Here is a 12,198-nt window from a genome sequence, read left to right on the forward strand (position 1 = left end):
GACCTACAGGCAGCAACTACTCTTCACACGCATACCGCAGCGTCAGCGGCGAGCCGTTCTCCGGCACCCGGCCGAAGCCGATCATGCCTTCGCCCTTGAGCTGCATGCTGTCGCGGCGGACGAAGGCTTCCTCGCCCTCCTTCGTGGTCACGAAGGTGCCGTTGGTGCTCTGATCCACCAGCAGGAACTTTCCCCGGCTGAATTCGATGCGCGCGTGCAGGCGCGAAATCAGGTTGCCCTTGACGACGACGTCGTTTTCCTCGGCGCGCCCGATGGTGATGTTGCTGCGCGCATCGTCGACGAGCAGGTCCTGCCCCAGGAATTTCAGGTGCAGACGCCGCGGCCGCTGCTTCTCGCGCGACACGGCGGCGCTGAGCGCGATCGCCGGCAGCATGCTGGTCGCGTCTTCCTTCTGCCACAGGACTTCGAACAGCTCGTCCTCGCTGGTCTTGCCCTTCAGCGTGGCCACGTCGATCTGCCGGACCGCGGAGCGCCATTCCGGCGCGAGCAGTTCCACCATCGCGCTCGTAATCATGACCTGACCGGCCTTGGCCTGGCTGGTCATGCGATTCGCCGTGTGCACGGCGGCGCCGAAGATGTCGCGATTCTCGAGAACGACCGGACCGAAGTGACCGCCGATGCGGATGGCAATGGGCTGACCTTCCACCTTGAGGCCGGAATGCGTGCGGATGTCGTGCTGCATGCGGCTGGCGGCATTCACGGCGTCGTTCGGGGTCGGGAACGTCGCCATGATTTCGTCGCCGATGGTCTTGATCACGGTGCCGTGATTCTGTTCCGTGGCCGAACGCATGATCTCCACGCAGGTCAGCACCATGTCGCGGGCGCGCAGATCGCCCATGACTTCATAGATCCGGGTGCTGCCGACGACATCGGCGAACAGAATGGCCAGTTCGATGTCTTTGCCCATGACCTCTTGGTGTCCAAACCTCTGCGGATCCGCGGCTCTGCTGCTCTCGCAACAGACCCCTTCCTTCGTTCGTATTGAGCCACCCCGCAGCCCGCCGGGTGGCGCTGGCATTATATACACAACGCTACATAAGCTCGCCGGTTCGAACGGCCGCTAGCATTCCGGAGTTCCGCTGATGATCGCCCGAACCCGCTTTTTTCCCTGTTTTGCAGCGATTCTGACCGGTCTCGCCCTCGCTCCCGCAACGTCCCTCGCTGCCGACTGGTCAGAGCAGGATCTTGCAGCAGCAGCGACCCTGCGAGATCGCGCCATGGCGGGGACCCGGGCTTACGAACATGTCAGCTCCCTCGTCACCGAGGTCGGGCCGCGCTTCGCGGGGTCCGCGGGCGATGCCGCCGCGGTCCGCTGGGCGCTCAACAAACTCGGCGCGCTCGAATTCTCCCTCGTGCGTGCGCAGGACGTGCTCGTGCCGCGCTGGGTTCGCGGTAGTGCCGAGGCATCGATCCTCACGCCCTTCCCGCAATCGCTGGTGGTTGCTGCTCTCGGCGGCAGCGTCGGTACTGCGGAGGAAGGCATCGAAGCAGCGGTACAACGAGTGGAGTCGCTGGATGCGCTGAAGGCCCTGTCGCCTGCCGCAGTCAAAGGCAGGATCGTCTTCATCGACCAGCGCATGGAACGCACGCGCGATGCGAGCGGCTATGGCCGGACCGTCAGCATCCGCTCGCAGGGTCCGAGTATCGCCGCCGATCTGGGTGCGGTCGCCGTAGTCATCCGTTCCGTCGGTACATCGACCGATCGCATCGCGCATACGGGGGGATTGTCCTATCGCACGGATGCACCGCGCATTCCCGCGTTCGCCCTTTCCAACCCCGATGCCGATCTGCTCGCACGTCAGGTCACCGCGGGCAAACCGGTCCGCATGCGGCTGCATTCCACCGCACGCGAACTGCCGCCGGACTGGTCCGCCAACGTCATCGGCGAAATTCCCGGCGGCGAACGTGCAGATGAAATCGTCCTGCTCGGCGCGCATCTCGATTCGTGGGACCTGAGCCAGGGCGCGGTCGACGATGGCGCAGGGATCGCCATCGTGACCGAAGCGGCGCGATTGATCGGCCGGCTCGACCGCAAGCCGGCACGCACGATCCGCGTGGTGCTGTTCGCCAACGAAGAATTCGGCCTGTCCGGCGCGCGCGAATATGCGCGCCAGATCGGCGAGGAAATCAATCGCCACGTCGCTGCATTCGAGGCCGATCTCGGCCAGGGCCCGGTATGGAGGATCGACTCGTCCGTCTCCCCAGAAGCGGTCTCGGCAATCGCGCAGATACACCCATTGCTGGAGCCGCTGGGCATCGAAAACGGCGGCACTAATGCCGCGTCGGGCGGCTCCGATCTCAGACCGCTTCGCGAAGCCGGCGTGCCGGTACTGGATCTGTCGCTGGACGCCACGACCTACTTCGACATTCACCACACCACGAACGACACGCTCGCGAAGATCGATGCGAAGACGCTGGATCAGTCGGTTGCCGCCTTCGCGGTCGCGGCGTGGCTGGCTGCAACAAAACAGGGAGACTTCGGGCGCTTGCCCATCAAGACGGAGTGAGGCGGATCAGGCGACGATCCGCAGCGCCTCCATCAGCACGTCGGCATTGGCTGCCGGCTGCGCCGACTGTTCGGAGAGAAAGCGCCGCCACGCGCGCACGTTCGGCAGTCCCGCGTACAACCCCTGGATGTGGCGCACCATCGTGCGCAGCCGATGTCCTTCGGCAATGCGAGCGCGACAGTATTGCGCGTACTGCTCGACAACGGCCTCGCGCGACGGCAGCGGCCACGACGGGTCGATCAGTGCATGATGCAGCTGCGCCAGGATGTACGGATTGTGATAGGCCTCGCGCCCCATCATCGCGCCATCGAAATTCCGCAGATGCACGCGCACCTCCTCCACGGTGCGTATGCCGCCGTTCACGACGAAAGTCAGCGCAGGAAAATCCGCACGCAATCGCGCAGCAATGTCGTAGCGCAGCGGCGGAATCTCGCGATTCTCCTTGGGACTCAATCCATTCAGCACCGCGCGCCGGGCGTGCACGATGAACACGTCGCATCGTGCAGCAGCGACAGTCCGCACGAAGTCGCAAAGGAATTCGTACTCGTCCATCCCGGGCGATGGCGAAGGATCGATGCCGATGCGGCATTTCACCGTCACCGGCACATCGACCGCAGCACGCATCGCTGCGACGCCATCGGCAACGAGTGACGCCTCTCCCATCAGGCAGGCGCCGAAGCGCCCGCTCTTCACGCGGTCGCTGGGACAGCCGCAATTCAGATTGATCTCGTCGTAGCCGGCGTCCGCCCCGACCTTCGCCGCGACCGCCAGTTCGCGCGGATCACTGCCTCCCAGCTGCAGCGCCACCGGATGCTCTGCTGCATCGAAGGCCAGCAACCGTTCTGCATTGCCACGAACGATCGCAGCCGAGGTGATCATCTCGGTATAGAGAAGCGCAGACGGACTCAGCAGCCGCAGCAGGTAACGGCAGTGACGATCTGTGTAGTCCATCATCGGCGCGACGCTGATGCGCCGATCCAGCGAAAGACTAGGTTTTTCGCAGAAATCACCTGTTTTTATAGCATTTTCCGTCATTGGCTTTTGTGCGGGATTCCTGCGGGTTTGGCGTGATTCGTGGGTTGCGGAGGGTACAAAGAGGTGACAAGAATAGCTTGTACCCTCCAAGTGCAGGACATTGTATGGCCACCATCCGGCCACGCCGCAAATCTGACGGGACGTTGCGTTACACGGCCCAGATTCGCTTGCGCAAAGGCAAGCTCGTGGTTCACAGCGAAGCAAAAACCTTCATGCATCGAGCCGCCGCAGAGAAATGGGCCAAGGCTCGAGAAGTCGCGCTGGAGAGCCCTGGCGAACTGGCTCGCAGCCAATTTGGCGAGGCTACGCTGAAGAGTCTCATCCGCTGGTATATCGATGATTTCAGGGAACTGTCGAAATGGCAGCGGACCAAGCAGTCGCAACTAGAGTTCCTGGAAAAGCATTCGCTCGGCGCCAAAAACGCACTGGCACTGACGGCCGCGACCCTCGTCGATCACATCCGGCTGAGGCGCATGCGTGGCGCCGGCCCCGCTACTGCCAGCAACGACCTGACCTGGATTGGGGTCGTCCTGCGTGCTGCGCGGAGCATCAAGCAACTCCCTGTCCGACCGGAAGTCGTAGATGAAGCACGTGACGCCTGTCGTGAGTTGCGCCTGATCGGCAAGAGCCGTCGTCGGGACAGGCGTCCTACGCCGGATGAGCTGGCGAAACTGGATGCCTACTTCAGCAGGCGCGACCGTCGCAGCGATATACCGATGCGCGACATCCTGTGGTTCGCCATCCATTCCGCTCGCCGCCAAGCCGAGATCTGTCGTCTCGAAGTCGAAGACAACGACGAGAAAACACGGACCGGCCTCGTTCGCAACGCCAAACATCCGACGTCCAAGGAAGGCAACGACCGTCGATTCAAATATACGCCGGAAGCTTGGGAAATCGTTGCGCGTCAGGCTAAGGAGAATGCTCTGATCTTTCCTTATGACTCAAGAAGCGTCGGTGCTGCGTTCACGCGCGCTTGCAAGGTACTCGGGATCAAGGATCTACGCTTTCATGATCTTCGCCACGAGGGCACCAGTCGCCTGTTCGAGCGCGGGTACCAGATTCATGAGGTGGCCCAATTCACGCTCCATGATTCCTGGAACGAGCTCAAGCGCTATACCAACCTACGTCCCGAACAGACCCGAGATCTCCCGCTTGCAAACGCTGAAGCAAACGGAAGTGCCCACGAGCTTTGTAACGCCGCCAACAGCCCGGAATTTAGCTCGCCCGCTCCCTCTGCCGGTCGATCAGCTCCGCCAAATCGGCCGCGCTCACGAGCCAAGGTGACTTCTGGCCGCCGAGTCGGAAAACACGGCACGGAAGCAGCTTAGCCGGAGCTCGCCGACGGGCCTCGTCATAGCTAAGCCCAAAATACTTCGGCGCAACGCGCTCCAGCCGAACATTCGCTTCACCGAACTCCGCCAACAGACCGAAATAGGTGCTGTTCACGTCCTTGGATCTCCCGAAACTACGTCAGCCATCCGTCGTGTCCAGGGGCGCAAGCTCCTGACACCTGATCATTGGGCACATCATCGCCACACCCCAAGCCCGACAACAAGCGCGAGTTCACATGCGTCTTTTGCCAATACTTGGAAATTTGCTCGTACAACGTCCAGCTCGTACAACGTCCAAAGGAGAATGCTTCTGACGCGTGCGGACGAGGGCGAATCGTTGTGCTGCGATCCGAGCAGGAGCCGCACTCTTAAGGAATCGCAGCGCCCTTCAATTGGGCCTTGACCGTTCAATTGGGCCGATACCCCCAACGGTACCCCAAAGTCTCAGCACCGCGCGTGTTCCTAGTTCCCGACGTATAGATCGCAGGTTCAAATCCTACCCCGACCATCTGACCCGGCACCCTTCAACAGGATTGCGGGGTTCATTCCGTATTCCGCCCACAAGCCTCCATCCGCCGCAGGTTGGAGCCGGATTTCGCCAAGCATGTCTCGGAGGATCGTCCGGGCTTTCGCCGCAGCCTCGGGCGTGCCATCCAGTCCGTCCGTGATCTGCTGGCGGTAGAGTTCCGCCGCTTTCGGCAACATGCTCATCACTTTCGCCGAATCCTTTGTTTCGGAACTCAAGTCCATCAGTTCCCGGCGCTTGGCCTCGGCCTTGTCGATGGCGGCACGCAGCTCGTCCGGTTCCATATCTGGGTCGCCCTGGCGAAGCCGCTCGCGCAGTCGAGCCAAGCGGGCGTCTAGCTGTGAAGCACCAGCGGCGCCTCAGCCGATCGACATTCCTGTGCCTTCATTCGCTCTGTGTAATAGCGTTCCATCTCTCGGGTCATAGCCTTCACCCTTTCAGGCGACAGCAAATCGCTGTTCACCCGACCGAGTATCGCGGCCTGAATTGCATCTCGACGGATGCGGACACCGTTCGAGCAAGCGCCAGTGCCTCCGTTGATGTACGACGAGCATGCGTAACCGCAATGTCGCGTAGTTCAGTTCGATCTGAATCGTAGGTCGCAGCGGAGATTCCTCTTCCTCGGGCGATCCATACTGGAGTTGATAGACCGTATAGTGGTTGTCGTCACGGGATCGCAGTTGCGCGCTGTCGGCAGGATCGACTGGGAAGCCCGCTGCTTGCAGTTGCGCAGTGATCTTGTCACGCAACTCTGCGAGCTGTTTGCGACGCTGACTCTTGCTGATCGACGCGGTGTCGACGGGCACGATCTTGAAATCGACGTCCTCCGACATGCGGCGAATCAGTTTGTGCGCGCGAGCCAGGCAAGTGCCGCCCGAAAAGATGAGCTGAAACGGAGCTGCGTCCGTTGCAACCATCGCGCTCATCGCACGAAGGATGTGCCAGTCCTTTTCGATGAGTACGGGACGCGCGAAACCGAAGTGTTCTTGGGCTGCACGAACTTCGGCTGGATCATAGGTCACGTTCGTCGCTCGACGACGAGGGTGTTGTCACCATAGCCGAGTCGGCGCGCGAAGCGGCCTTTGACGCGGACGACCGCATTGGCTGGCACTTGAGTCGACCGGCCTTCGTTGTATGCCCGCTCTGCTTCGGTGGTCCGGTGGTCTCCCAATCGACCCCGAGCTTGGTCAGCGCATCTCGTGAGGCGCCAACGAATCCATCGCGCGCAGTCAGGATGGGGCGACCCGACAGCCTGGACCGTTCGGCACACGCATACACACCGTAGCCCAACCGGATCAGTCGACCGTCGCGCACCAGTTCCCGCAAGGCTCGAATGACCTGGTCCTCGCCCCCAAGGCGAGCGAATTCGCGGGTCAGAAAGACATCGTCGCCCCTGCGGGCGATCAGTGCTTCAACCCTGTCTCGCAATGTCTTTTGGCTTCGACGGCGCATGGGATGGTGCTTGCAAAAACCCGACAAAGTGCAAGCCGATATTTCCATCCATCTAATTGATTATAAAGTTAATTTTTTGGCTATTTCGAGAATAGCCGAAGCAGGAAGTGGCAGGCCGGGACGAGCATCAAGCAACCCAGCGATATGCACATCATCACCCAGAATGGGATGGGCGGCGGCGCGCTGGAGCCATTGGAGATGAAAGCGCGTAGCACACTGAGCATCGCGATTCCAATCAGGACAAATCGAACGAACGGCTCGATAAAGGCAAGAACAACCAGGATGGGGACGCGGATGACGCCCCAAATGATCATCAAGGTGCCAAAACAAGTTTGCGACAACGTTTCCTTCGCCTGTCGTCGAGAAGCGATCATTCGCAGTCTTCATGACAGCCGCCCTCTTGGAATCCGTGAACCGAAGTTCTCGCGCGGTGCGCCGGAAACAGTGGGCCGAAGGGGGCGCAAAAGTCAATCCGCGGGAACAGCCGGTGCCATTGCAGTAGCAATTCTCGATGGCGCGAACGCGCTAGCTCTTCTTGTTCGTTACGCCCGGATAGAACAGCCCCCGCCTCCCTACTAGCCCGTTGGGCGCCGGCACGACTGTGACTTTCTTGCAGAACCCAAGCCCAGATCCCCGCCGTGTCGAGACTCAGACATTTGTTATCGGCTCGTGACACGAAGCAGAGACCTACCCACAAGGTGGAGTCACTGGAACTTCAGCTTGAGATCGAGAATAGTAAGTTCTATCCTTTACCATACGGCAGTGCCGATGATCAGATCGAGTCAATCGCGCTTCTGGGTTGCGCTTTCGGGTTTAGAACAAGGAACGAACGGAATCGGGTGCGATGAACGTCGTCCTCCTTACACCCGTTCGTTTGCTGGGCGAGAGCCTTGCCTCCAGCTTGATGGGTCAACCGGGTATTCTCAGCGTCGAGATTGCGACCAGCGTGCACGTCGTGCACGAACTACTCCGCGCGCGTCCATGTCATGTCGTGCTGGTGGACATTTCGCAGATTGCCGACGACCGCTCCATTCGCGAGCTTGCAGCGGAATGGCCCAGCATGTCTCTGCTGGCATTCGGACTTGAGGAGCAGAGCGAAGCCATCGTCCGTTGCGGGCGAAGTGGCTTCACCAGTTACGTACCTCGCGACGCGGGTCTTGAAGTGCTGCGGCGTGCGGTGCTCGACTGCGGCAACGGGCGCCTGCATTGTCCCGCGGAGATCTCGGCCGAACTTATGCGCGCTCTGTTCTTCGGCAGCGCGCTCCCCGACTTCGAATCCGCTGACGAGCTCACCAATCGTCAGGAGCAGGTGGTCGCACTCATTCGTCGCGGGTTCTCCAATAAGGAGATCGCGCGCGAGCTCGACCTCAGCGTGGCCACGGTGAAGCACCACGTGCACAACATCCTTGAGAAGCTCAACCTGCCGCGACGCATGGATGTCGTCTGCCGCACGCGGCCCGTCGCCCTCAAGGCTTGACCAGTTTCGTTTCCGAGACCTTGGGCAGCACGTTGTCGACGCTGTCCACCAAGGGAGTCGCACCCTTCAGATCCTTCTTGCCGTTGGACCCCAGCTCGATCGCTTTCCATTCCACGCGGTTGGCGACCTTCATCTCCGGATAGGTGCCGTCGTCCCACTGCATCATCTCGCCGGCGGGCTGGGAATAGATCACGTTCACCTCGAACCGGAACACGCGCTTCTCGCCGAGAATCGCGTTCTTGAGCGCGGACTCGATCCGGGACTCCATCTGCGTGTTCGCCTTGCCGATGAGCGGCGTCAGGTTCTTGGCGAAGCCGCCGCCGTGCAGATGGTGATTCAAGAGATGGCCGCGCACGTAGATGGGCGTGTTCCCGCCCTTCCAGACGCGGCGCCGCACTTGCTTCCACAGTGCTGATTCGTCGCTCGGCGTACTGCCGGCGTTGCCGCCGGGGTTGAGGCTCAGCACCTTCGCCACCATGGTCCGGCCGTCGCCTGACTTCTGCGCCGGCCAGTCGATTTCGCTCTTCAGCGGAGCGGCCTTGCCCTTGAGCCGGCCGAGCAACACCACGATCTTGTCGAACGCCTGCTGGATCTGCAGGCCGCGCTCCGCGCCGAAGTCGCCCTTCTTGCCCTTGGTCTTCTGGATGAACGACACCTGGTCGCGGATCTGCTGGATCACGGCCTTCTCTGCGTCATCCGGTTTCTCGTTGCGGACGTAGTCGGAGAGATAGTCGGCGAGCGGCCGCGGCGTGCTCTCGATGATGAGCTCCGCGGTTTCCTCGTCGCCCTTGAAGTAGACGTCGTGCTCCTCGCCCTCCGCCATAGTGACCTTGTCGCGCGCATTCCACCAGTTGAGCATCTTGCCGACCGCCGTTTTCACGCCGCTGATCAGCGCTTCGAGTCCCGCCTTGATCTTGTCGATGAGCCAGAGGATGGCCTCGTCCACCTTGGCGCGCAGCTGTTCGACCAGGCTGCGCAGCTTGGTGCCGAGATCGCCGAGGCCGACCTGGTCGGCGAGGAAGCCGATCACCACGGGCATGCCACGATGCAGGATCTTCTCGAACTTCTCGCCCACCGCGTCCACTTGTCCGGAGGCGATCTGCAGCACGCTGCCCAAGGTCTCGTTGATCATGTCGAGAATGCGCCGCGCCCACTTCACGGCCGTCACTAGCGCCTTGTAGATGCGGCGAACGATGTCGACGACCTCCGACAGGCCCGCTGATGCCGCCGCCGCGGCCGCCATGATGGCCAGCTCGGTCGCCACCTTGCCCGCGATCCACTCGACCACGCCGGTGAGCACGGTCTTGCCGAACTCCTTGGCCTTTTCGATGATGCCCTTGGTGTTCTCCTCCGGCGTCTTCGACGTGTCGATGGCCTTGTTGATCCAGTCCCAGGCCTTGGATATGGCGCCGAAGAAGCTGCGCACCGCGGCCACCTTGGTGGGATTGAAACGCTTGGCGAGCAGCTCCCAGATGTGACTGACGGATAGGCCGAGCACGTCGAGCACGAATCCGAACACGGCCTTGGGATCGGTCCAGCTCGACGGCGGAGCGACGCCTTTGTCTTTGAGCGGACCCAGCAGCCACTCCTGCAGGCCGAACTCGAGATGCTCGCCGATGTTGTTCCACAGTCGTTTGAAGCCGACGCCGAGCGATCGCACGGTGTTCTTGAGGAAGGCGATGGGCGCCTTGCTGATGGTGTCCCAGGCGGCCAGCGCCTTGTTGGCGACGATGCGCAACAGGTCCGGCGGCAGATTGAACACGCGCAGGACGAGATAGAACGTGGCCTTGATCGCACCCTTCAGATCGCGATTGACGAACACCAGGTGAATGATCTGGTAGACGTCGGCCTTGGTCTGCTGCCACGCCTCGTCGTTCTTGGCGAGCTCCTGGAAGATCTCGATCTGCCGCAGAATGATCGGCCCGACGAAGTCCACGATCGGATCGCGGATGCAGGCGGGAATGGCGTTCCAGACACCGGCCGCCAGCATCATCGGCAGCGACCAGATGTCGATCAGCACGTCGCCCAGGCGCTGCAGCAGTGTCAGCACCTTCTTCATGAAGCCTTGCAGCTTCAGCACGGCGTTGCTGACCCAGGTGGACAGGCTATTGAGCTTGTCCGTCGCCCAGGCCGCCAAAGCTTGAGCCTGGTCGGCGATCCACTGCACGGCGTTCACGGCGAAGCGCAGCACCGATGCGGCGAGCGTACCGACGGAACGTGTCAGACCGGCCGCCAGCGCGCCCAATGAGCCGCTGATGGAATTGGCGAACTTGGTCAGCGAGGCGCCGAGCTTATTGGTGCTCGCAAGCAATCCCGGAATGAGCGTCTTCTCGACGTAGACACGCGCCGTGACGATGATGTTGCCCTTGCCCCAGTTCGCATGGACCCAGCGCAGGGCCTGCACGGCGCCGTACACCGCGCCACCGATCAGCAGAATGGGACCGGCTGGCGACATGGCTAGCGCCACCGCGCCCACGCTGGTGCCGATGGCGATGAGTTCATTCTTGTACGGCTCGATCTTCGCCTTGACCCACGCCCACGCGGCTTCGACCTTGCGCTGGACCCACTGCAGCAGTCCGTCCTCGCCTTCGGGGCCTTCGCCGATGCCGAGCTTGTTCTTGAACCAGACCCAGGCTTTCTCGGCCATCGCGCGGAAGGTCGCGGTCTTGCCCCAGATCCACTTGGCGATGGTCTTGACGCCATCCCACAGCCACATGAGTTGGCGCCACTGCTCCGCCGCGTAGTCCTTGATCGCTTCCCACAGCGGCGCGCCGATCTTGTCCCACACGGCGCTCATGAAGTCCTGGATCTTCTTGACCACCGGCTGCAGGAACTCGACGACAGGCTGAATGAGCGCAGCCGCTGTCTTCTCGATCTTCTCGGCGGCATCGCGCAGCGGCGTGCAGTCGTTGCGTGCGATCTGAGCGGACGCGGTTTGCACGGCTGTCACCATGGGCGCGAAACGCGCCGACAGTTTCGCGCCGAAGCCTTCGATGGCGCGCACGGGCGCGGTGACTTTCTGGAACAGCCCTTCGGCCGCGCCCATGGCGCGATCCTTGAGCCAGTCGAAAACGCCCTCAGGTCCGCGCTTGAGCACCGGTTCCAGGTCGGGTGCATAGTCGCGGACGATTCCCCAGCCGATCTCGCCGGCGAAGTCGGTGGCGCTTTCGAACCAGCCTTTCTTCTCCTCACGCTGGATCTGCGCACCGGCGGTCGCGCCGCCACCGCCCTGCTGCACGACGTGCGTGAGCTCGTGCGCTATGAGCTCCTTGCCCTGATCCGTGTTGGGCGCGTACTCGCCCGCACCAAAATAGATGTGATTGCCGACCGTGAAGGCGCGCGCATTGAGCCCTTCGCTGAGCTGCGCGGCACGCGCGTCGGTATGCACTCGGACCTTGCTGAAGTCGGCGCGGAAATGCGGCTCCATGAAGCCGCGCAGTGCATCGTTCATCGGTGTGCCACCCGATGTCGCAGTGATCTCTCGCGCGACTTCGGGTGGTGCCGACGTTAGGCCACTGGACATCGGAGCGCGTTGCACGCCAACTCCGGAGGTGATGCTGGGTGTCGCGGTTGCGCTCATCCGCATGATGCTGCTGGCCACGCTCGTGGCCTCGCGCTCGGCGGGATCGTGTGGCGATGACACGCTCATCGATGCGGTCTGCGCCGGCGCCGAGTCGCAGCTGGTGCATTGACGCGCAACGAAAGCCTGGGTGCCCTGATTTCCCAGGCGCTGCTGAATCATTTGCGCGCGGTGAACCGTCGGCGCGGCCTGCCTGTGCACGTGCACTGCCGGCTTGGGAGCGTGCCGCCGCTCCTGAGCCGCAACTTGCCTGGCGACTGTCTTGTGCG

At 62.1% G+C, this 12,198-nt stretch carries 11 protein-coding genes; 4 read left to right on the forward strand and 7 right to left on the reverse strand.

The window, feature by feature from the left end:
- Positions 1 to 16: 16 nt before the first annotated feature.
- Entirely contained in the window at positions 17 to 928 is a 912-nt protein-coding gene (locus V7D81_RS08720; RefSeq protein WP_324315786.1) for an adenylate/guanylate cyclase domain-containing protein, read from the reverse strand.
- A gap of 310 nt (positions 929 to 1,238) precedes the next feature.
- On the opposite strand from V7D81_RS08720, the gene V7D81_RS08725 reads away from it, so the two are divergent.
- On the forward strand, positions 1,239 to 2,528 hold the full coding sequence (locus V7D81_RS08725; protein ID WP_324315788.1) for a M20/M25/M40 family metallo-hydrolase: 1,290 nt from the start codon (positions 1,239 to 1,241) through the stop codon (positions 2,526 to 2,528).
- 6 nt (positions 2,529 to 2,534) lie between these two features.
- Here V7D81_RS08725 and dusA read toward each other — a convergent pair whose 3' ends face one another.
- A complete protein-coding gene (dusA, locus tag V7D81_RS08730) occupies positions 2,535 to 3,563 on the reverse strand; it encodes a tRNA dihydrouridine(20/20a) synthase DusA (RefSeq protein WP_324315854.1) in 1,029 nt (342 codons plus the stop codon).
- Between the two features lie 104 nt (positions 3,564 to 3,667).
- Here dusA and V7D81_RS08735 point away from each other — a divergent pair, with 104 nt between their 5' ends.
- Positions 3,668 to 4,891 (forward strand): tyrosine-type recombinase/integrase, encoded by a 1,224-nt coding sequence (locus V7D81_RS08735; protein WP_324315790.1) that lies wholly within the window; start codon positions 3,668 to 3,670, stop codon positions 4,889 to 4,891.
- Here V7D81_RS08735 and V7D81_RS23220 read toward each other — a convergent pair.
- From V7D81_RS23220 to V7D81_RS08750, 4 genes are all read right to left on the reverse strand, one after another.
- Positions 4,779 to 5,009, reverse strand: a complete 231-nt coding sequence (locus V7D81_RS23220) for a pyocin activator PrtN family protein (protein WP_442958338.1) — start codon at positions 5,007 to 5,009, stop codon at positions 4,779 to 4,781. The genes V7D81_RS08735 and V7D81_RS23220 overlap by 113 nt on opposite strands.
- 374 nt (positions 5,010 to 5,383) lie before the next feature.
- Positions 5,384 to 5,746: a hypothetical protein gene (locus V7D81_RS08740; RefSeq protein ID WP_324315792.1), complete on the reverse strand. Its 363-nt coding sequence runs from the start codon at positions 5,744 to 5,746 to the stop codon at positions 5,384 to 5,386.
- A gap of 111 nt (positions 5,747 to 5,857) precedes the next feature.
- Positions 5,858 to 6,442, reverse strand: a complete 585-nt coding sequence (locus tag V7D81_RS08745) for a nucleotidyl transferase AbiEii/AbiGii toxin family protein (protein WP_324315794.1) — start codon at positions 6,440 to 6,442, stop codon at positions 5,858 to 5,860.
- Positions 6,443 to 6,952: 510 nt separating this feature from the next.
- On the reverse strand, positions 6,953 to 7,246 hold the full coding sequence (locus V7D81_RS08750; RefSeq protein WP_324315796.1) for a hypothetical protein: 294 nt from the start codon (positions 7,244 to 7,246) through the stop codon (positions 6,953 to 6,955).
- A 470-nt stretch (positions 7,247 to 7,716) separates the two neighbouring features.
- Here V7D81_RS08750 and V7D81_RS08755 point away from each other — a divergent pair, with 470 nt between their 5' ends.
- The gene (locus tag V7D81_RS08755) at positions 7,717 to 8,349 is read left to right on the forward strand and encodes a response regulator transcription factor (protein ID WP_324315798.1); all 633 of its coding nucleotides are present in this window, start codon (positions 7,717 to 7,719) and stop codon (positions 8,347 to 8,349) included.
- Here the strand turns inward: V7D81_RS08755 and V7D81_RS08760 are convergent.
- Positions 8,339 to 11,800 carry an eCIS core domain-containing protein gene (locus V7D81_RS08760; protein ID WP_324315800.1) on the reverse strand — a complete coding sequence of 1,154 codons (3,462 nt, stop codon included), beginning with the start codon at positions 11,798 to 11,800 and terminating at the stop codon, positions 8,339 to 8,341. The two genes, V7D81_RS08755 and V7D81_RS08760, sit on opposite strands and share 11 nt — an antisense overlap.
- 103 nt (positions 11,801 to 11,903) lie before the next feature.
- Here V7D81_RS08760 and V7D81_RS08765 point away from each other — a divergent pair, with 103 nt between their 5' ends.
- Positions 11,904 to 12,041, forward strand: a complete 138-nt coding sequence (locus V7D81_RS08765; protein ID WP_324315801.1) for a hypothetical protein — start codon at positions 11,904 to 11,906, stop codon at positions 12,039 to 12,041.
- Positions 12,042 to 12,198: the final 157 nt, after the last annotated feature.

It is taken from the genome of Povalibacter sp. (genome assembly GCF_036735925.1).
GTDB lineage: Bacteria > Pseudomonadota > Gammaproteobacteria > Steroidobacterales > Steroidobacteraceae > Steroidobacter.

Bases quoted from the DNA above. Each gene is read 5' to 3' on its own strand.
- dusA (WP_324315854.1), bottom strand. From the start codon at position 3,563: ATGACGGAAAATGCTATAAAAACAGGTGATTTCTGCGAAAAACCTAGT.
- V7D81_RS08760 (WP_324315800.1), bottom strand. From the start codon at position 11,800: ATGAACGATGCACTGCGCGGCTTCATGGAGCCGCATTTCCGCGCCGAC.
- V7D81_RS08755 (WP_324315798.1), top strand. From the start codon at position 7,717: ATGAACGTCGTCCTCCTTACACCCGTTCGTTTGCTGGGCGAGAGCCTT.
- V7D81_RS08735 (WP_324315790.1), top strand. From the start codon at position 3,668: ATGGCCACCATCCGGCCACGCCGCAAATCTGACGGGACGTTGCGTTAC.
- V7D81_RS08765 (WP_324315801.1), top strand. From the start codon at position 11,904: ATGCTGGGTGTCGCGGTTGCGCTCATCCGCATGATGCTGCTGGCCACG.
- V7D81_RS08720 (WP_324315786.1), bottom strand. From the start codon at position 928: ATGGGCAAAGACATCGAACTGGCCATTCTGTTCGCCGATGTCGTCGGC.
- V7D81_RS08750 (WP_324315796.1), bottom strand. From the start codon at position 7,246: ATGATCGCTTCTCGACGACAGGCGAAGGAAACGTTGTCGCAAACTTGT.
- V7D81_RS08725 (WP_324315788.1), top strand. From the start codon at position 1,239: ATGGCGGGGACCCGGGCTTACGAACATGTCAGCTCCCTCGTCACCGAG.